Raw genomic sequence first — 22800 nt, 5'->3', positions numbered from 1 at the left:
CTATTTTCTTTGAAAATATTCATAATTATTTTCTGTCACCATTTTATAGGTAGCCGGCCCAATATTATTATTCATTAAGACTGCAAAACTATTAAGAATTCCGTTAATATATGTCGATTCATGCTCTCCAATCATAAATTCAATACCATATTCAGTAATGTCCTCATTGTCTTCTTCTTTCCAAACAATACGCCCCATTACTTCAATGGTTTTATGGAGAATTTCTGTAGAAAACCGAAGGGTCATATCGCCCCTAACTGGCAGTTTCAAGGTAGAAAGAAAGCGAAGCCCACCGATACTCATATCGTATATTAAAACTTTTGCCTTTCCTAAATGCAATGTTTTACCTCCAATAGAGAGAAGTGTCATTTCTGCTTCAAGTGGATAAGGGAAACTTACTCGAAAGTGTTTTCTTTTTCTTTGCTTTTCTTTTAATAATGGATCGATTGGTTGTAGGACTTTTTGCTGCATTAGAGGTTCAAATTCTTCAACTGGAACTGGACGACTAAATAAATAACCTTGAGAAAGTAGGCAATGTTCTTTCTGAAGTAATTTTAATTGTCCCATCTTTTCGACTCCTTCGGCAACCACATCTATTTTCAAACTGTTTGCCAAATAAATAATCGACTTTACAATAAACAAGTTATGCTGGGATTCGGTCATATTTTGGATAAACGATTTATCAATTTTGATGACATCAAAAGGGAAAAGAGCTAAATAGGATAAAGAAGAATAACCTTTTCCGAAATCATCTAATGAAATTCTAATGCCCATCTGCTTGATTGATTGAATTGTTTCTTTTACCACTTCTTCATTGTTCAATAGGGTCGTCTCAGTAATTTCGAATTCGATTTCACTTGGGCTAATCTCTGCTTTTTGGATCGTTTGTTCAACATATTCCAGCCAATTTTTTTTCATAAAATGGATAGCGGAAATATTGATCGAAATGGGTACCGTACAAAACATGGCATCTTTCCATTTTCTTAATTGTTGGCATACTTGATTTAATACCCAATCTTCAATTCTGGTAATGAATCCATTCTCTTCGGCGATTTGAAGAAATTCCTTCGGTGAAATAAGTCCCCATTTCGGATGTTCCCATCGTATAAGAGCCTCTGCGCTGTCAATCCTACCAGTTTTTGTATCCACCCTAGGCTGATAATACAAAACCAACTCATTATTCCCTATTGCTTTTTGTAAATCACGGCCTAAGCTAAATAACTTGTATGACTCAATACTACTGGACGGAGAAATAATCATATAATTGTTCTTCCCTTGCATTTCCGCTTTATATAAAGCAATATCAGCATTCCGCAATAATTCCTGCGGATTTTCTCCGTCCTCGGGATAAATACTAATTCCGATACTTACGGTGATGAATAATTCATAACCGTTAATATAAAATGGGTCTTTTAAACTAAGAAGGATCTTTTCCGCAAAATCTTTTAGGTAGTCAAACGAATCCATTTTAGTAAGTAAAATACCAAACTCATCCCCACCAAGTCTAGCAAAAAAATCACGGGGAGCTAAATAGGACGAAATACGGTCAGTAAATACTTTAAGAATTTCATCCCCAAGAGTATGTCCGAGCGTATCGTTTATATATTTAAAGTTATCAATATCAAGGAGCATAATCGAAAATTTCTTATCCTCATCATGTATGTCCACTGTAAGCTGCTGGAGTTTTTCTTCAAACATTCGCCGATTGGGCAAATCCGTTAAGTAATCATGATATAAAAGATGATTTACCCGTTCACTTAGTTCTTTCTGCTCCGTAATATTTGAAATGAGACCATCTATTTGAACTAATTTTCCGTTCTCAGCTAATGTAGGGATCATATAATCTTGAATCCAAACAGTTTTTCCGTCCTTCCGGAAAATACGGTATTGGTGGCGGATAATATTCCCTTTCGTCAACCCCTGCTGCATTTTCACAAATTGAGACAAATCCTCCGCATGAATAATCGCTTTCCAATTATCATGACTTTGCAATTCCTTGATAGAATATCCTGTGATTTGTTCTACTCCTTGGGAACAGAAGAATATTTGATTACTAATTGGGTTTAAAGACCAAATTCCTACATCAGGGTTGTTATAAAGATTGGAAAGCTGCTTTTCCTTTTCATAAAGCATAAGTTCATAGTTTTTTCTATCCTTTTCCTTCTCTATTAGATCCGTTATGTTTCTTATGATGACATAAATATTATTTTCATTGGTTTCTAGAATGAAGGTAACCAAAATATCGTATGTTTTAGAATTATTGGAAACTCCTGTCGTCTGAAAAGATTGGATTTTTCCTGTCTTAGCCATTTTAAAGTATTCCTTTGCCTCTTCCAGGTTATCTTTTATAAAGAATTTAAAGAACTGCTTTTTCATTTCCACATCTCTTAGAGTATAACCAAATTGTTGAGTAAAGGCAGGATTAATAGAAATGATATTTCCATTAACATCTAGTATTATCACAGGTTTTAGATAGTTATGGACTACAGAGGGAAATTCCTCTGTCCTAATAGTTGGTGTACTTAAGTTATTTCCTGTTACTAGTCTATTAAAAAGTCTTTTCACAACTGCACCTCCTATGTTATAAAAACCTTGCAATACCTATCATGAATAACACTTTCAAACAAAATGAATGATTTATTCAGCCGTTTCTGAATAAAATTGAACGATGTTCTGTAGGTTTTCTAGTGTTTTAGCCAACTCCATTCGATTTGTTTCCAATTCGAATGATAATTCATTCTCTAGGTGGGTATTTTCCTTAAAGAACCCATAAATAATGAAGGTACCTGATGGGCTCACCCTAACAGAAATCTTCAAATTAAAATTATAATTCCAAAAAACGGCTTCTTCTGTCTTACTTCGAAGACAATGTTCTAATTGGTTACAGAATTTAGTTAGATCATCTATGGAAAACCATAGTTGACCAATCACAGCATAATTTCCACTTTTGATTTCAATTTTTCCTTCCACATCATAACCGCCATTTTTACATGGATACACTTTAACCAATTTAATAAGTAAATACCCAATATTTCCTTTAAATAGGATGTTTTCTATCATTAAAATTCCTCCAAACAAATTAGGCATCCCCGGTCAATATATAGTTAACTAGACTGATCTAATTGATGAGTGAATTTGGGAAGAATGAGATTAATGACAAGACCAATGACTTCATTAATGGAAGGTTCATAGGAGAAATACTCCATTAGATTAGACCGTTTATGAAAATCCCTCATCTCTTTTTGGGATCGAGTCCAGGAATGATGAATGGCATAATTAATTCTCTTCGTAATCGTACTTACGGATGCATGGCGATTCTTTGAAATGACCGGAAACACTTTTTTTGTAATAGACCCTTCTAAATTTCTATCATTTACGATCATAAAAACTGATTCTAGCAGGTAATGGAAGCCATCTAAATGACTTACTATTCCTAGCGATAAGATGCACTTGGTAATGAGTGTGTGTAATTCATTTTGTGTATAGTGTTGCTCACCTTTCGAAGGGGTTACTAATTTCATTTGATTAATGAAATGGCCCATTTCAAAAGGTGTTTGAAGGATCAAACGAGCTCCAGCTATTTTGGCTTGATTTATGACATACTGACTTGGAATGGAATTAATAAAAATGACACTCGATGGCATAACGCCCCGTTTATTTAACTCCTGTAAAACAGTCAAACCATCAATCACAGGCAGTAAATCGTTTAATATAAGAATATCAGTATGTTTTAGTTGAGATGATAAAAGACAACTTTTTCCATCATGTACCACTTCGACTACTTCATATCCATCCTGTTTGTTAATATTTTCACAAATATCTTCAGCAAATCTCTCATTTTCTTCTACAATCATAACCTTCATATTCCCCATCAAAATCCCCTATCCGGAGTATAAATTAGGAGCATCATCGTTTATCCCCTATTTATTTACAATACAAACGAACTGAAATGTTCCTAAATGGGGTGGAACTGTAACGATTAGGTCCTTGATTATACCTCCATTTATCCATTCACATATCATTAGCCTATCATGGTATTTGCAGTTTTGAGATTTTGGTAAATTCCAGCCCTCTGGAATGATTCGAAAATCCGATCGCTCGTTCCTTCAAGTTTCAGTGTGAACTTGTTGACTCTGGATAAAAAAATCACTTTCTTGATTGTATTCATAAAGTTGGGTGGAATGGTTTCTGTTTTTGAAAAATCGAAAATTAACAGGTCTACTTCTTTCATTTCCGTTACATAGTTTTCTACTATCTCACTAGTCTTTAAATCCAATGTCCGAGTTAAGTGAAGAACGGTGATTAAACCATGAAGTTCTTCGGTAATGGTAACTGACACTTGGGTCTCTCCTTTCCATTATGGCTACGCCAATGTCCTTGAGCAAGATCATGATGTCGGATGATTTACCAATACCTTGCATACATCATTGATTTTCGGTCTTGAAATTTGATCCGATTTATCGGTTAAGGAAAAATAAGGCGTATACGTTCTGCCTCTCCAAAAGAACTAAACAATTTTTATTAATAATTGTAACTTTTTAACTATTATTTAGCCAATGAGCCACAGACATAATGAGCATTAGGAATGCCATTATAGAGTTCAATTTGGACATGATACGTACAAAATTCGACATTCCACTTCCAAATGGCTAGTTATAGCTAACCTAAAAGGAAAAATGCAACCGAACTTCCTTAGATAAATTATTAAATCTCAAAGGAGCCAACTCCCTGGGTAGCCGTAATTTATATGTATTAGAAAATGAAGCACGAGAACCGTCCCCATGCTTCAGGCTCAATTCCCTAGTAACTGGTGTACGTCATTAATTTTCAATTTTGAAATATGAGCGACTTTTTTTTCAGAAGCAAAATAAGCTAGATACGTCTCACCAAAAGGGGCAATTTTTTCAACCTTTCTAATGTTGATGATGTAGGAACGATGTGATTTATAAAAATATCCTGGTAGCTGTTCTATCAATTCTTGAAGTGTTTGCGTTGTTACAAATTGATTATCCACAGTATGGATCATACATTTCCGACCTTCCTTTTCAATAAATAGAATGTCTTCAATGTCTAGATAGATAAAAGCGTTATTGGATTTTATTGTGAGCTTACTTAACACTTTTTTACTTATGTTATGTTCCAATCGGATTGATTTTTTTGCCTTTTCTAAAGCGACATAAAGGCGAAGTCTTTCAATAGGTTTTACTAAATAATCAACTGCTGAAACGTTAAAAGCATCTACAGCAAAGTCAACCGAACCAGTAGTAAAAATCACTTGAAGGGAAGGGAATATTTTTTTACAAACTCTTACCGCTTCCACTCCATTTATCACAGGCATATGAATATCCACTAAAGCAAGATCAGGATGTTTTATCATCACTAAATCGACTAATTCTTCTCCAGTAGAAGCCTCACCTATTACCTCAAATTCAGGTAAAGCCTCTATAAACTTAGATAATAGGAGTCTAGAGGAATCATCATCTTCTGCCAAAATAACGGTCAGTTTCTCCATTCAATTACCCCCACTTTTACCATATCTTTAAAACCTTAATTAAAGTTGAATCTTAATATACGAATATAAGAAATTTTAATCAATTAACGGAAACCATAGTTGTCCTTCTATTTCTTTTTACCTATATTTTCCCTTATGTAAATGTAACTTTTTCCCTAGATTGCGTCTAACGTTTAAAAGGCATAAAAGGAACCATTTTATACACTTCAGAACAAATTTCGGACATGAAAGAACAAAAATAGGACATTTTACAACAACCTATAGGATTTTCCTGTATTTCCTCATAAAGGAAGGGAGTCAGATTGTGAAGGCTCCCGAGAGTTAACCCTTATAGTATTAAGTTAAATGCACAATAATATCCTTTAAGAAAGAGGATATTTCAATCGGTTTTACGATATAGTCTTTAAATCCCTTTTCTAATGCATGGTTGATCTCACTTGGCATGGCATTAGCACTTAATGCAATGACGGGAATGTCCTTCGTTATCGGAGAAGACTGCAATTGCCTCATTACCTCAAACCCATTACTATCGGAAAGATTCATATCTAATAAGATTAGATCAATGGATTGAGTTAAAGCTATATCAACTCCTTCTTTTCCTGTCAATGCTGATAATAAAGTAATTTCTTGGACCGTTTTAAAAATTTGTGAAACTAATAAAAGATTGGATGGATTATCATCTATATATAAGATTTTCTTCTGCTTCATTTCAGGTACAAAAACTTTTTCGCTTATTATATAATCAGTGGAATAATCTTTTTCGATAGTGATTACTGGGAAGCCTACCCAAAAATCACTTCCTTCTCCAACAGAGCTCTCTACTCCCAACTTCCCACCCATTAAAATGACAAGTTGTTTGACTAGCGATAAACCAATTCCGGTTCCTTCCGCATTACTATTCTTAGCCCGATAAAATGGTTCAAAAATCAATTCTTGATCGTTCTTAGAAATACCTATCCCATTGTCGGTAACATGAATAATAACGTATTCATCCTTAAGTTCGACGTCGATCATGATTTCACCATTCTGTTGGTTATATCTCACCGCATTTTCCAATAAGTTTAAAATGATTTGTTTAAACCGTATTGGATCAGAATAAATAAATAATTCATTTCTCTTGTCTAGCTTATTCGTAAATTGAATCCCTTTTGCCGCAAAGGGCTGTACCATCAAATTGAGACATTCATTGATGATTTGATTGATTCCAATTGTTTGATAAGAAATTTTTAATTTACCCGTCTCAATTCTCGATAAATCCAATGTTTCATTGATAAGGCTTAATAAATGGCGCCCACCTTTGATAATTTCCTTTACAAATAATTGTTGCTCCTCCGTAAGGGTATCCTCTAATTCTAATAACTGTGAAAAACCGAGAATACCATTCAGTGGAGTTCGGAGTTCATGACTCATTTTCGATAAAAAGTCAGATTTCGCTAAATTAGCTTTTTCGGCCTCATCCTTTGAGGCGATAATTCGCTTTTCCATTTTTTTTCGTTCCGTTAAATCTTCAAATGTTAATAAATGTCCTATTATCTTTTCATCAATGGCAAATGGGACATAATTCATCTTTAATATTAAGTTTTGATTCCTTTCAAATTCAGTTTCAAACGGTTTTTTATGGCAGATTCTGTCTACTAATTTTTCCATCCCTTTTAGATCATTAAAAAAGAATTCACTATAATCTAAAACATTTTTGCCAATTAGTTGTTGGAACGGCTCTTGTATATTAAAAATCCTGCATAAAGGTCGATTAATGGCGACAATTTTCATATCATTATCCACTACAATGACCCCAATTGGTAAATTATCAATGATGGTCCGTCTCAATGCATTTGACTCGATTAGTTTTGTTTCTTGTTGTTTTTTGTCTGTAATATCGGTCATCGTGATAACGACTTGTCGAACACCCTCCTGCTCACAAGGATTAAGGATCTTTGTATTGACGGATATCCAAGTCATTTTTCCATTTTTCTTAATTCCAATGACTTCTCCAAATTTTGATTGTCCTGTTTTTAATGTTATGGCTAATGGAAGCTCCTCTCTTGAATAGATAGAGCTATCTTCCTTAAAGAGATCATATTTGTGCTTATCGAACAACTCTGTACTAAGTTCACCTTTCTTCATACCGAACAGTTCATAGAGGCTGTCATTAAATACAATGACTTGTCCATCTTCCCCATATAGCACGATACCATCTTTTACCGTAGTTAAGATGTTTCGGTACCACCTTTCATTTTCCTCTAGTCGATCTTCTGCTTCCTTTTGAAGCCTTTGAGCCTTTATTTTTCCAAAATAAGCAACTGAAATAGCGACAATTGCTATAAACCATAAACTTATTGTGACGAAATCAATGATCACGTTTAACTACTCCTTGATCTTACAAAATAAAAAGAAAAGGAACATAGCGAAGGTTCCCGCGTGCTCTTGGTGGATACTGGGACAGATGACCTATCCCCAAAACAAAATAACTATTTTATTATACTTATTTCACTATTAATATGGAATTTCAATTTTCGGGAGGAAGAGATGACAGCCACTGGTACCAGGTTTTATTCCACTGAAGAAACCCCATCGATTTCTCCTTCCAGTCGATATTTAATTATTCTGGGATGTATGCATGATGTATGAACAATACTGCTTACTCTGATAAATAAAAACTAATTGATCCAGCTCTTGGCTTAAACGAACAACATATTGATCGGTAAGTTCTCGTTCTAACGCCTCTTTCATAAGGTGGATTCGTTTTATTTTAATTTGCTCCAGTAAGACGTATTCAGAATCGATTAACTTCACCATACCTATCACCCATACTTTCTATTACAATGTTTGATAGTTTTATTATGTAAAAAATTGAAAAAAAGAGATATCCCCATCTATTCCCAATTTATCATTTTCTATCGACTAGGAACCTGTTCCTATTCTTACTCTTACTCCCACTGACAAAAAAAGATGTCCCGATTTTCCAGGACATCCATTAGATTATCTTATTTTTTGATAAAGTTTCTGTTTACCGCCAATTGTCTCATAACAGTCAGCTTTGTTCATATAAGAAATGGTTTCTTTATCACCTAATCCTAAAATACCAAACATTCCAAGACTTTCATAAAAAAGACCGTGCACCTTTTCCTGTAGAGATTTATTAAAATAAATCAGTACATTCCGGCAGAGAATGACATGGAATTCATTAAATGACCTATCCGTTACTAGGTTATGCTGGGCAAAAACAACATTTTTCGTAAGTTGGGAGTGAAATTTGACACCATTATTCGTGACATTATAATAATCAGAAAACGCCTTTTTCCCACCAGAGTTGAGATAGTTTTTCGTATACTCTTTCATGACCTCTAAGGAAAAAATACCTACCTTTGCCTTCTCGAGTACATCAGCATTGATATCAGTAGCGTAAATCTTGGCTCGTTCATATAGCCCTTCTTCCTGTAACAAGATCGCCATGGAATAGACTTCCTCACCTGTTGAACATCCCGCATGCCAAATTCGAATGGACGGATAGGTTCGCAGCAAAGGGACCACTTTCTCCCGAAAGGTTAAGAAAAAGAATGGGTCTCGGAACATTTCTGTCACATTAATCGAGAAGTCAGCGATGAGTCGTTTTAAACAATCCGGATCATGTAAAACTTTATCCAGTAGAGCGGTAATCGATTGTAATTTTTCCGCACGCACCCGGTTCCACACTCTTCTTCGAATCGATTGATAGGAATAATCACGATAATCGTAGCCGCACCAAGAGTAGAGTCCCTGCAATAACAGCTCAATTTCAAGTTTTTCAAGATCATTATTCAGTTGTGAAATAGAATCTATCAAAGGCTCATGTTGGTTCATTCCCAATCTTGTTTCCCTTCACGTTTATATAACCAAACCCTCATTAAAGAAATAAGCTGTTCGGGGACAACCGGTTTCACAATATAATCCGATGCCCCTACTTCGATACACTTTTCGCGGTCTTCCTTCATCGCCTTTGCGGTTAGCGCAATAACCGGTAAATCGTTACATTCAGGCATCGCCCGTAATCGCCCAATCGCTTCATAGCCATCCATTTCCGGCATCATAATATCCATTAATACCAGATCAAAAGGTTGATCTTTCTCTAATAATTCCAGTGCTTCTACACCGTTTTCGGCAAAAGTCACATTCATCCCATATAGTTCAAGAACGTTGGATAGAGCAAACACGTTACGAACATCATCATCAACTAAAAGAATCTTCTTGCCCTTGAGATCTGGGAATAGCTCATACCCCGCTCCCGCTTTGAGGGTTTCTTGACCAGTATCATCGGAATGTAAAAATAACTCCAACTCATCCTTCAAACGGATTGGTGCATGTTCGTCTTTGATAATAATCGAGTGAACATATTTATTTAAATAAAGCTCTTCTTTTGGAGAAAGTTCCTTTGCTGTATAAATAAATACTTTTGTCTTGGCGTTCCCATTTTGTCTTATTTCCTCTAATAATTGGACACCAGAGGTATCCGATAAGCGCAAGTCCAACACTATACAATCGTACTGGTTGACCTTTAATTGCTCAATGGCTTCGTGACCGGTCGAAACCGCCTTGATAATGACATCGAGATCACCAATCATCTCCATCAATTCATTCCGCTGATGAATATCTCCATCGACAATTAACAACCTCTTGATGAGACTGCTCCGTTTCGAGACCTTGATTGAATCAATCACAGGTAAAGTAGAAATGGATTCTGCGACATCGATAGTTTCTAATGAGATTTCGCTCGTAGCAGATACCTCATCTAGGTAGAAGGTTCTAGGCTCCGGCATCTTTTTTGTATAATCTACCATTGTAAAGGTAAACGTGCTACCCTTCCCCTCTTCACTGGTTACGGTAATTTTTCCACCTAACAATTCCGCCATTTTCCGACAGATGGATAACCCCAAACCGGTACCGCCATATTTTCGGCTCGTCGTTCCATCTGCCTGTTGAAAAGCTTCAAAGATAAGATTTTGTTTTTCCTTAGGGATACCTATTCCGGTATCGTGAATCGAAAAAACAAAGTGGCGTTGATTACATTGATCATATTGACAGCCTATTTGTAACAGAACCTCGCCATCATGAGTAAATTTAAAGGCATTCGATAATAGATTTTCCAGAACTTGCATTAATCGTTTTTCATCACTGTAAAGAGTGGAAGGGAGTCCTTCCATGAAGTCGACTTTAAAGTTGACCTTCTTCTCTTTGGCAATGGGGTTGAATCGTTGTTGCAGTAATTCCACCAAATCCATCATTTGGATCTGAACTGGGCTCACTTCCATCTTGCCTGATTCAATTTTGGCAAGATCAAGAATATCGTTAATCAGCGTTAATAGATCTTTTCCGGAATGATAAATCGTTCGCGCATATTCTTCCTGTTTTTCTGATAAATTTCCGTCGTTATTATCCGCTAATAATTTGGAAAGAATCAGTAAACTATTTAAAGGAGTACGGAGCTCATGCGACACATTGGCCAAAAACTCTGATTTATATTTCGAACTAAGAGTGAGTTGTTTGGCTCTATTTTCTAATTCCACTCTTGCCCGTTCTACTTCCTGGTTAGCTGATAGTAGCATTTGGTTTTGTTCCGCCAACATGTTGGCCTTATCTTCTAGCTCACCATTGGTTTCTTCTAATACCTTCTGCTGAGCTTGAAGTTCCTCTTCAGATGAACGTAATATTTGTGACTGATGCTCCAGCTCCTCATTCGTTATGCGTAATTCCTCTTGCTGTGACTGCAATTCTTCGGACTGGACCTGGATCTCTTCCATTAATATTTGCGTTTCTTCGAGAAGTTTGGCCAACTGTATTCGACTGACCACACTTTCTAAGATGATCGCAAAATTGCGAACCGTTTCCTGGAGTAATGCTGATTGAGTCTCATTAAAGTAAGTAAACGAGGCAATTTCGATCACCGCGGAAACTTCATCTTCAAAAATAACAGGCAGGACATACAGAGAGATCGGTGTGGCTTCTCCAAGCCCCGATTTTATTTTGAGATAATCCGCAGGGATATCCCGAAAAATCATTGGCTTTTGTTCTAGAGCTACTTGTCCCACCAATCCTTCTCCTAAACGGAAGGTTTGAGAGAGCTTCTCTTTATCAAAAGCCGCATAGGAGCTATTTATCTTGAATATAGCTTCACCATGCGCATCCACTTCTTTTAGATAGATGACAGCTTGTGCTGCTCCCAAAAGGGGAACGGTTTTAGACAAAAAGGTGTTGGATAAACCATCGATATCATGGATCCCTGTAAGGGTTGTGGTAATATCAGCAATATGTTCCTTTTTCCAAGTCCTATTTTCGTCGATGATTTTTTGTTCATACAGCGAAGTGGTCATTCGGTTAAACGATTGGGCCACTTCATCAATTTCATCATTGGACCGTACCTCAATATTGGTCGTGAGGGCCAACTTCCCATCGGTAATATCCGACATCGTATGAGCAATCTGTCGGAGCCTATCAACAACCTTCCAGATATTTCGAAATAAGTAACCAATAATTCCACTAATCACAATAAGGGAAATGAAAGCACTAATGGCAATTCGGTTTTTAATAGTATGCAAATCATTCGTCAATGAATCATGAAAACTACTCTTAAAATCACCGGTAATCCCTGAGACATCCTCAAAAAATTGGGTATGGTACGCATGGCTCTTTTGAAGCATTAAATTTTGTGCTTCGCTTTTTTGACCTGAATGGATCATATTAATAATACTATCCATATATTGATGAAATTCATCGTATGTTTCTTGGAGGTGACGAACCCCCTGTTTCTCTTCAGCCGTTTGAGAATTTACCGCCATCAAGGAAATATTCTTCAGGATGAATTCATCCTCAGCTCTTATCAAGGCTACTTCCTTTTCGAAGGCAATCGGATCATCCATGAAGGTAATATTTCTTAGACCCATTGCGACATTTTTTACACTAATATGAATTTCCCCGGCCATGGAGGATAATTCATAATTTTTTTGCAGGTTTTCATTTGTGCGGTTTAGGCTAGATAGCTGAAACCATCCTAGAACAAGCAGCGAAAGAAGGACGACGAGTAGGATACTTAGCCCTAGTAATAAATTTGTTCTCAGTTTCATGCTTGATGCTCCTTAGCGTTTTTTCAATACGTTTAATGAATCGGTAGGTTGATTCCCTCTTCAATGCACTCTTGGTACACTTTGGCAATGGCCTGCAAGCGATCATTAACCATTAGTTTTTGGAAAATCCGGGTAATATGATTTTTAACGGTATGCTCACTAATAAATAACTCCTCCGAAATTTCCTTATTACTCAACCCTTCAACCATTAGCCGAAAAACATCCATCTCCCGAACGGAGATGGTATAAGCATCTCGCATCCGATTCAAGGCTAAAGTAAGAATTTCTTCGTGAGTAGTGGGATCGGAACCATTCACTACGTGAGAGTCGTTCAGGTCGATCTTTAATTGCTCCTGTTTTGGATGGTCAATAAGAGATGTTTGAGGTTCCTTTTTCCCTAGGAATCTTCTAAACTCCTTTGATGAAACAGGCTGACTAAAGAGGAACCCCTGATATTTTTGGCAATGATACTCCTTCAAGAAACTTAATTGCTCTTCCATTTCGACCCCCTCCGCTATTACATCCATTTGGAGATGATTCGCTAGATTAATCATCGTAGACACAAGTGCTTTACTGTCCGATGACGGATTCGTCAGGTCGCCAATAAATGATTGATCGATTTTAATCGCATTAACCGGGTAACGCCGTAAATAATTTAACGAGGAATAGCCTGTTCCGAAATCATCAATACTGAGGTATATCCCCATATTTTTCAGCTGATTTAAAGTGTTAGTGACAATCGGTTCATTTCCCAAGATGACCGACTCGGTAATTTCAATCTCAATCATATTCCCATCAACCTCTGAGTCGATAAGGATTTGTTTCATAGTGGCGATTAAGTCTTTTTGTAAAAACTGTTGCGCAGAGAAATTCACGGCCACACGTATAGGTGACAATCCTTCAGCCTCCCATGCCCTGATTTGCCGACAAACCGAGGTGATCACCCACTCACCCATTTCCACGATTAGTCCTGATTCCTCCGCTAACGGGATAAATTCCGATGGAGAGATCGTTCCTAAACTTGGATGATTCCATCGCAATAACGCTTCAGCGCTTCCAACCATTCCTGTTTCGATTTCGATTCGTGGTTGATACACGAGGAACAATTCATCCTTCTCCATTGCCCTGCGCAAATCATTTTGTAAAATGAATTTTTTATAGGACTGAATATTCATCCCCGAATGGTAAACCCGATAATGATTCTTCCCCTGCTCTTTCGCTCGATAAAGAGCAGCATCTGCATTCTTGATTAGTGATACGGCATCTTCACCATCGTATGGGAAAATACTTATCCCGATACAAGCCGTTATATATAATTCATAGTGATCGACATAGAGTGGCGTTTTAAATTTTTCAATAATCCGTTCGGCCACCTCTAAAGTTTTCTCTCGATTCGCACCTGGCAAGATCACATTGAACTCATCCCCGCCTATTCTTGCCAGTAGCCCGTCTTCCACCATGCATTCCTTAAGGCGAATGGCAATCTCCTGCAAGACCCTGTCCCCCATGACATGACCTAAGGAATCGTTGATATATTTAAACCGATCCATATCAATGAATAATAGCGATAACAACTTATTCGTTTGTTTTGCCTCATCTAGTAGCTTCTTTAATTGTTTAGTCGATAATCTTCTATTCGGCAAATCGGTTAAACTATCGTGATAAGCCATATGGGTGATGGTTTCTTCATATTGCTTTTGGCTAGTCAGATCACGAATCGTGATGGCAATGATATTTCGACCTTGGACAAATCGTTTGCCGACTTGTATTTCCGCCGGAAAGGAATCACCACTTTTTCTAGTAACATAAACCTCTTCTCTATTCCGATAGCCGGTAAAGCTTTCTACGCCATTGATGGCCCCTAGGACTTTTTCGATATATTTTTTCGAAGTATCGGAAGATGAGAATAATAGGGTGATATTCTCATCAATCATTTCATGATCTTGATACCCAAACATTTTCTGGATGGCAGGGTTCACCTTGAGAATCCTGCCTGTTTCATCCATAACCATCATCGTATCAATAGAAGTTTCGTTAATGACATTTGAAAGTTCTTCTGAGATTCGTAGTTCAGCGGCTAAATAGGAGAGTTCTTGATAGGCGTTTTCTAGTTGTTTTTTATTTTCAGATAACTGGGCCGCTTGTTGAATGAGCTGCTGATTTAACCGATACAGTTCAGCAAAACCATCCACTTTCGCCTTTAAAATAATCGGATCAAAAGGTTTTAGAATATAATCAATCGCCCCAATGGAATAGCCGGTAAAAATATGCTGAGAATCCATGTAGTTGGCGGTAATAAATAGAATTGGAATGTTTCTCGTTTTTTCACGGGCTTTTATAATCTTGGCTGTTTCAAAACCGTCAATCCCGGGCATTTGCACATCCAAGAGAATGGCAGCAAAGTCATATTTTAATAGATACTTTAGTGCTTCTTCACCCGAATTAGCTTTCACTAGTTGGTATTCATCACGTTCGATGATCGCCTCTAAGGCGAGCAAATTCTCCGGTCGGTCATCAACTAATAAAATGTGAATCCTTTCTGGATCGTTCATAGATTCTACCCCCTAATCATTTCCAAGTATTTCGTTTTGAAAAAAACACGCAATCCTCAACAAAAAATGATTGGATTTGCGTGCCTTCTAGCCCACTTTATTCGGTAAGATCGTACCGCTACCTTACGATAAGTCAACCCTTCAGTGATAATTGTCAAAAAAATGTCATATATTAATAGTTTATAATTATTTATTTCGCTAGTCTACCTATAAGAGTTGTAAAATTTAGGATGTAATATAGGGGCTTGTTCGATATGGCAAGGTGCAACAAGGAACTAACCCTCTGCCTGACATATGACCAAATTTGGCGTTTAGCGACCAAATTAAAAAAGCAACCCGTTAAGGATTGCTTTTCTTACTTAATATCATTAAACATTATTTCACTGTTCTCGTCTGCACGCCTAGAGATAAACATTAAGCTCATGGTAAACAACATGACGAAAGAACCTGTCATTGTTCCAACAATAAAAGGTAACATAGCATATAACCTCCTAATATTTTTCATAATCCGTAGAAGGTGATTGTATTCGGCAACTGGCTAGCTTAGCTTCTCGCCTTAGCCCCTATAGTTTTGCGTCACCATTTTTCAATGGGTTTGCCTTTTCGTACGAACTATGTATATATTTTCATTATAATCCACTATTTACTAAGTGAGAATGAGACTAATAGCCTATTTCGACAAATTTTTCAGTGGAGCGTAGAGACAGCTACCGCAGTGTCATCCCTCATTTTTGCATAGCTCCTCATGATGATTACACTATAAGGGAATGGGCTATGACTTGGACATAAGTGTAAAAACTTGGGCATAACCTCAAAAAGTTGGGTATATGTCTGGAAAGTCGTTTCACTTGTCTAAAGAAGGAAAGCCTATCTTAACGGTTGTTCCATAACCAATAGAGGTTTCAAAGTTGATGGTTCCCTTATATTTTTCAACTATATTGAAGCAAACCATCAATCCTAATCCTGTTCCTTTACTTTTTAAAGAGTAAAAAGGAGTACCAAGAGAATGAACTTCGGCTTCGGACATTCCTCGTCCGTGGTCCGTTACTTTAATCACAACAAAATCTTTTTCCTTTTCAGCTGTCACCCGGACGACATCCCCCACCTTAGATGCCTCAATGGCGTTTTTAATAATATTGATGAATAATTGTTTAATCTCGATGTTGTTCGCCAAGATATGGCATTCACCAATGACCGTTAATTCAATCCGATTATCATGTATAAGCCCATAGGAATGAAGCAAGTCGGTTACACTTTGAAGAGCCACCTTCACATCAGTGTCCGTTGCTTTTTCTTTATTTGGTTTCGACATCGTTAAAAATTGAGATATAACCTGTTCAGCCGTATTGACTTCATCAATCATTAACTGATAATGCCGCTTTCTTTCCTCATTAACGGAAGTATCTTGCTCAAATAATTGCAAAAAACCTTTCACAACCGTTAAAGGATTTCTAATTTCATGCGCCACTGCAGCTGCAAGTTCACCTGTTGTCTTCAAACGCTCGGACTGTTGGATCTGTTCGTAATAAACTTGCTGTTGTTTAATACGCACATTCGTTAAATAGAAAATAAAGTAGATAATAATTTGACTTGCAATAAAATTAACCGAATTACCAATGATGTCCTCGCTTATATAGTGATGATGATGCGCTGGATCAATGATGATGATATAGATAAATAGTAAGGAGATAAATACAACATTTAATAGCATTGAAAAATAAAAAAGCTTGGCATCAAAATACAAAATCGAAATAGCTGGAATAAAACATAAAAAAATAAAGGTGGACCACGTTTCTGGGTAAATAAAGAAAAGGGTATAGAAATAAACAGAGGCAACAATAATGATTGTTACTCTCATGGCATATGTTTCACGTTTAGGATAGTGCAATAAACACCCAGAAAGAATCAATACCAGTAAGCTATTGGCTACATAACCAACACTAAACTTCCCTAAAAGTGGATTATCCACAAACAAACCGAATATCATCATGAGCACGAAAATCCAAACGAAAACATAATATATTCTTTTATTTAATTTATTTTTAATTTCCTTCATAAGTACCCCTACTTGCTTTTCTTACTATCACACTAATTATATAGGTATAAAGAAATATATGCCAGTGCGTGAAACATGAGGTACGGTTCTGATGTTTCACCTGGGACCCCCTTAGAGGTCACAAATTCACAAAAAATGAAACACGAGAACCGGTCCCGTGTTTCATCTCTGTCCTATCCTAAACACAATATATCATCTTCCATTTATTTCAAAGTTCAGATACATCTTAGGGTGCATTCCTTGTCCCTGTTAAAATAGTTGTCTCCTTGATTTTTTACCTACCTTAATCCAATAGCTTTTTTGGTCCGTTTCAATAAAAAATCGTATCCTCAATAATTTTAAAGGTGTCCATATTTCTTTAAACGCATAGTACGGCATAATCGTTTCCCCCTCCAGAAATATTTTCCCTAATTTTCTGTTAATTATAGAATACAAATCATGCCATACAAATACAGTCGAAAGGTGCTAAGTATTTTGTCTTATTTTATATAAAAGTGTCTCTTTTACAACGGGACGGGGGAACCTGTCTCTCCGTCCTCGAACGAATAATTTTTATAATGTGGCAATTCTCCAATCTTTAGTATAATAATATAGAATATTTTGATATCCGAAATTTTATCAAAAGTGTAAGTAGGTGCATTATGAATTTACTAGACTTATTATTTTCAAAAAAGGGGGATAAGCCTCAGCAACCAGATGCACAACCTTCGATGGTGACAAGGGCGGAACCCGGTATAAGTGATGTTCAAGAAGATGATTCTCTAAAAAGCGATTTATATAAACTATTTAGTTCAAAAATAACGAATCAGGAAAATCTTGAAAAAATGGTTCAGTTAGCTGAATTAAAAATAATAAAAATGCGTTATCGTAAGCTTGAAGAAGAAAATATAGAACTCTCAAAGCGTCCAACACTATCTGAATTTAACGATAAGGATTTGCAAGTTCAGCAATTAAAAATAATCTTAAAAAAAGTAAAAGAAGTAACTGTTTCAAAGGCGGAGTATGACCATTTACAGGAAAAGACCGCACAATTAACACAAGAGCTGCAAAGAATCAATACTACTGTTAAAGGACTAGAAAATATAGTTAGTGATTACGAAACACTTAATAGCGATCTTCAACAGCAGCTTGAGCAATTAGAGGCAAAAGTACTAGAGTCAAAGAAAAATGACTCTTTAGAAGATAAATACAATGCTTTACATACGGATCATGATAAATTACAAATTGACTATTTAGAGCAGCTCCAACAAAACCAGCTATTAACTTTGCAACTGCAGCATTTACAGGAGCAATTGGAACAACTGCAACCGCCCTCAGTCACAGAATCTAGGCTCGAAACAGACGATTTACAAATAGAGGTTAATGAGGTAATTACTGAGGATTGTCCAGATGAATTATCCACTGATATGGCGCAAGAAGTAGTAACAACTCTAGAAGAAGTATCATCTGTTGGAATAATAGATTTCGTTGAAGAAGAAAAGGAACATCTAGTGTTTGATGAAGTCATTTTAGATGAGGAGTCAGAGGAAAGTGTACTTCTTGTCGAGCTGGAAGTAGATGAAACACAATTGGAACAAGCAATGTCGAATGTACTGTTAAAAACGGTTCCGACTAAAGATAAAGGTGTACTATCTGAATTTCCTGCCTATGATGCCTCTTCCTTTTTACGGCGTGATGACAGTGCAGAGCATGACTATTTAAGAAGAGTCATAAACAAAATCATGGAATCCATGCTCGAAATTCGCAACATTGAGTTTAATTCCACCTATGAAATTGATTATGCTACGGCTTATGCGGAAGGAATAATCCGCAAACATAAATATGAGCATAACCGTCGCTTACAATTTATGAAGGATCGCCCCTATATCGGGCGTGTAGACTATGTGACTTCAGCTGGGGCAGAAACAATCTACATCGGGGAACAAGGGATTGAGGGGCATGTTATCTCGTGGAAGGCAGAGGCCGCATCGCTATATTATTTACGAGTAGTCGGTCAGACGATTGCTCACCAAACATTAGGGGATGTTATGACTGATTACATACGACAAATTGATATTCAAAATGGGGCAATTAGAACTCTTCATCCTCCTATTACAGCAACGAGCCAGTATTTTAAAGATGAAGGATTAGTTTCCGCACTGTCAAATAAACGCGGGATCGATATGCAATCAATTGTAGCAACCTTGCAACGAGAACAATATGAGATGATTCGTTTGCCAATGACAAAACCGATTATTATTCAAGGTTCGGCTGGAAGTGGTAAATCGGCAATTGCCCTTCATCGCTTAAGTTATTTACTATACAAATATCAGAATTTAAAAGCTGATAGAGTGGCCATATTAGGACCGAATGAAGCGTTTTTAAAGCATATTCAAAATGTATTGCCGACATTAGGTGATTTCGGTATTAAACAATCCACCTTTTTAGGAATGGCCTGTGACATTTTATTGATCTCGACATCAAAAGTGAAACGTCACAACGTATCGGAGCTAGATATGATTAGAATGAAGGGATCTTTAGATTTTAGAAATATTGTACAGGAAACGACCTTAAGGATGTTCAATGACCTTCGAACTTGGGCAAAACCTTATAAGGTAAATTCAATTTCAATCCCTATCGTCCCTATTTTACGTGAAATGGAAAAGTATCCACACCTTTCATTAAAAGAGCGTGACAATCTGTATTTTAACTTATTTTCTAAAAGCTTGCAGTCGGAATTAAAAACGGAAAATGAAGTCCGGCATCGAATCAAGAATTGGGTGAAGGAAAAGGCAAAGTCGATTGAAACGCAAGAGGTGATGATTTTACCGCTTGATCAAAATGAGTTTATCACACCTGAAATTGCAAGATTAGGAGAAATTTGGAGTAAGCATGTTGCCGCGTATAGAGATGAGCCTGCTAAAGCTATTAAAACTCAAGTGGAAACTAGTCATCGTCAATTCATTTCTGCGATTAAAGACGCCGTTGGGATGAAAATGACAGAGCATAGTGCCGTTCTTCAGACGGTAATTTCTGAAAATATCGATGAAACGATGATTTCACAAACTTGGCAACATCATATTAGGATGGAAGTACGAAAAGCCAAAGAATCAGCCATCTTGGAGATGATCGCCAAGCATCCCTTTGAGGTGCTGAGTGTAGATGAACTTACCGAAACACCTATCTTCCAACAGAAGCAGGATGAAATGCAGCAAACTGTGCTTGAACAATTAGCTAATAAACAGCAGGCATTTTTTAATGCGAAAAAGAATACGCTCCAACAGGCTATGCTGTCAGAAGTATTAATGAGGATGGAGCAATCCTACTATAGGCAAATTACAAAAGCATTAAAAGCAGTTTTTGATTTAGAGTACTTTTTTGAAAAGAATTATACAGGCTATGTATTCGAAAAAGAACTCCAGTTGTCATCATCCGAAAGAGAGAGTCTACAAAAATATGTAAAAAAACATCTTGAACTTGATCTTTTTGATTGCTTTGATGAAGCCATTCGAAATGCCCAAGCACAGGCTCTTCTACCCGATAACTATCAAACATTCGATACTTATTATGAAGATTTACCCGCGCTGCTGCATATTACTAGGCTCATGTCTGGTGTGTCAAAAGAGCATCAATTATCTTATTTAATGGTGGATGAAGCACAAGACTATATGCCCTATGAAATTGTCGAGTTGAATGCACTAACACAGAAAAATGGATTAATGCTCATTGGAGATTTAGGACAAAACTTGAACCTAGCAAGCTCTCTACAGGATTGGCATACACTTGATACATTAATAGGTCATCCAGCTTACTATGAATTGCAAGCCACGTATCGTTCGACAGCCCAAATTGTTGAAGTAGGTAATGAAATTATAAGACCGTTCGCAACAGGCAAATATAAGCTATCAACCGAAACATTCCGAGATGGTACCGAAGTAGAATGGGTAGCAATTACAGCAACTACAGAGGAACAGCAGTTGAAAGAAATAATAGAGGAGGCTATTTTTACCCATCTGTATGAGTCTGTTGCTGTTGTGGTGAAAGATGAATCATTGCTCGAGCATTACAGCTATATGCTAGATCCATACTTCACTGTAGGGATTCAAACAGCAACGGAACTTCCCACAAAAACCAAAGTCATTCTCACAACGCCAACGGCCGTGAAAGGATTAGAATTTGAGGCGGTAGTTATTGTACGATTTAATAACTATCATTCGATTGACTTTGATAGAAAATTAGCCTATGTTGCGACTAGCCGTGCCTTGCATCAACTTTATATTACATATGAAGAAGGGAAGGAATGTATAGTTGGGCACGGAGGGACAGGGTCCCATTGAAACCTGATTTCCTGGATAAGGACCTGTAAACTGTGCCCTTGTCCCTGTTTCGGACCCATCTTCCCTTTTGGACTCTTTCCTGTCCGAACTGCCGCCCGGTTCGGACTCATTTTCCCTTTTTGGACAACCATTTTATGTCATCCATTACGGTTTCCAGGTGTTCTTCATGAAATCGAATTTCATATTCATCGCTATGGATTAAGCAATTCCTACAGCTCATCGCTTTTGCCTCCTTCATTAGGGACCCAACACGCTAGTACAAGAACCCTTTTTATTACAACAAATCAACTAATATCCTTGTTTGTTGATCAAGTTGCGTGACCGCTTCGCCAATACCGGTGAATTCATCAACAGTCTTTTCAATAAAAGTCTGGCTATCTACAATGTTTCTTTGCGAATCTTTCATTCTCTTAGCCATCTCTTCAACCTGAGAGGATATACTCTCTAGATTTACTTTCACTTCTCTCGCTGTTACCTCCGATTGCTTAGCTAATTTACGAACCTCTTCTGCCACTACGTTAAATCCTCTTCCGTATTCTTTCGCGTGTGCGGCTTCAATTGCAGCATTTAAAGCGAGTAAATTGGTATAATCCGCGATGCTGCGAATATTATCGATAAGGGTCTGAACGGATTGAGCCTTTTTTTCTAACAATTGAAGGATTTCCATGTTTCCATTCGTTTCGTTGACCACCTTTTCGATATAGGACACAACATCCTGACCACTTGAAATTCCTCCCTCAGCCCGTTTTGATAGATCTTCTACCATGTTCTTTAACTTTTCGGTCAGTTGGGTACGCGCGCTTTCACGGGAAGTGATATCTGTTGCCACCTTTACCACACCCTTTATGGAGCCATCCTGATCATAAACTGGCGTGTACGTTGCCTCAAACCATAAAAATCGTTGATCTTTTGTTACTCGCATGATTTTTTCCTGATACGTACGCCCGCTTCGTAAGTTTTTCCAAAAAAGTGAGTAATCTTGACTGTTTACGAATTCCGGTGTGCAGAACTGGCGATGTGCTAACCCTGGCATTTCAGCCTCTTGATAACCCATCGTTTTGGCAAAATTCTCGTTGGCCCATAATACATTTCCTTCTGTATCGAATTCAATCATCGCTAACGATTGCTTCATGGCAGTAAACACAGAATTCACATCAAATGCTTTAGAACGATTTTCTATTGTATCTTTCATCGAACCCATTCCTTTAATATGGTTTTTGTATAGATTGTGTATCACCTTAAACCTAATCATATAAAACTTATGCAAAAA

13 protein-coding genes and 1 riboswitch are annotated in these 22800 nt (G+C 37.1%); of the genes, 1 reads left to right on the top strand and 12 read right to left on the bottom strand.

What is annotated here, in order from left to right; translation table 11 throughout:
- From ACX9YW_RS18380 to ACX9YW_RS18325, 11 genes are all read right to left on the bottom strand, one after another.
- Positions 1–2565 carry an EAL domain-containing protein gene (locus tag ACX9YW_RS18380; protein WP_460349171.1) on the bottom strand — a complete coding sequence of 855 codons (2565 nt, stop codon included), beginning with the start codon at positions 2563–2565 and terminating at the stop codon, positions 1–3.
- A gap of 72 nt (positions 2566–2637) precedes the next feature.
- Positions 2638–3060 (bottom strand): WapI family immunity protein, encoded by a 423-nt coding sequence (locus tag ACX9YW_RS18375; protein WP_460349168.1) that lies wholly within the window; start codon positions 3058–3060, stop codon positions 2638–2640.
- 44 nt (positions 3061–3104) lie between these two features.
- A complete protein-coding gene (locus ACX9YW_RS18370; RefSeq protein ID WP_460349165.1) occupies positions 3105–3872 on the bottom strand; it encodes a sporulation initiation factor Spo0A C-terminal domain-containing protein in 768 nt (255 codons plus the stop codon).
- A 149-nt stretch (positions 3873–4021) separates the two neighbouring features.
- Positions 4022–4339, bottom strand: coding sequence for a hypothetical protein (locus tag ACX9YW_RS18365; RefSeq protein WP_460349163.1), 318 nt, complete (start codon positions 4337–4339; stop codon positions 4022–4024).
- 453 nt (positions 4340–4792) lie between these two features.
- Complete coding sequence (locus ACX9YW_RS18360) at positions 4793–5512, bottom strand: LytR/AlgR family response regulator transcription factor (protein WP_460349160.1); 720 nt, start codon at positions 5510–5512, stop codon at positions 4793–4795.
- Positions 5513–5848: 336 nt separating this feature from the next.
- The gene (locus tag ACX9YW_RS18355) at positions 5849–7870 is read right to left on the bottom strand and encodes a PAS domain-containing hybrid sensor histidine kinase/response regulator (protein WP_460349156.1); all 2022 of its coding nucleotides are present in this window, start codon (positions 7868–7870) and stop codon (positions 5849–5851) included.
- 237 nt (positions 7871–8107) lie between these two features.
- A complete protein-coding gene (locus tag ACX9YW_RS18350; RefSeq protein WP_460349153.1) occupies positions 8108–8308 on the bottom strand; it encodes an aspartyl-phosphate phosphatase Spo0E family protein in 201 nt (66 codons plus the stop codon).
- Positions 8309–8491: 183 nt separating this feature from the next.
- Complete coding sequence (locus ACX9YW_RS18345) at positions 8492–9352, bottom strand: CheR family methyltransferase (protein WP_460349214.1); 861 nt, start codon at positions 9350–9352, stop codon at positions 8492–8494.
- Positions 9349–12606 carry a response regulator gene (locus ACX9YW_RS18340; RefSeq protein ID WP_460349150.1) on the bottom strand — a complete coding sequence of 1086 codons (3258 nt, stop codon included), beginning with the start codon at positions 12604–12606 and terminating at the stop codon, positions 9349–9351. The genes ACX9YW_RS18345 and ACX9YW_RS18340 overlap by 4 nt, the downstream gene beginning before the upstream one ends.
- A 32-nt stretch (positions 12607–12638) precedes the next feature.
- Positions 12639–15158: an EAL domain-containing protein gene (locus ACX9YW_RS18335; RefSeq protein ID WP_460349147.1), complete on the bottom strand. Its 2520-nt coding sequence runs from the start codon at positions 15156–15158 to the stop codon at positions 12639–12641.
- A 526-nt stretch (positions 15159–15684) separates the two neighbouring features.
- A riboswitch (cyclic di-GMP riboswitch) is annotated at positions 15685–15768 on the bottom strand.
- A 234-nt stretch (positions 15769–16002) separates the two neighbouring features.
- Positions 16003–17214, bottom strand: coding sequence for an ATP-binding protein (locus ACX9YW_RS18325; protein WP_460349142.1), 1212 nt, complete (start codon positions 17212–17214; stop codon positions 16003–16005).
- Between the two features lie 641 nt (positions 17215–17855).
- On the opposite strand from ACX9YW_RS18325, the gene ACX9YW_RS18320 reads away from it, so the two are divergent.
- On the top strand, positions 17856–21530 hold the full coding sequence (locus tag ACX9YW_RS18320; protein ID WP_460349140.1) for a helicase domain-containing protein: 3675 nt from the start codon (positions 17856–17858) through the stop codon (positions 21528–21530).
- Positions 21531–21804: 274 nt separating this feature from the next.
- Here the strand turns inward: ACX9YW_RS18320 and ACX9YW_RS18315 are convergent, their stop codons facing one another.
- Entirely contained in the window at positions 21805–22722 is a 918-nt protein-coding gene (locus tag ACX9YW_RS18315) for a methyl-accepting chemotaxis protein (RefSeq protein WP_460349137.1), read from the bottom strand.
- Positions 22723–22800 lie beyond the last annotated feature (78 nt).

It is taken from the genome of Pseudoneobacillus rhizolycopersici (assembly GCF_054786815.1).
This window is presented reverse-complemented; position numbering and strand designations above follow the sequence as displayed.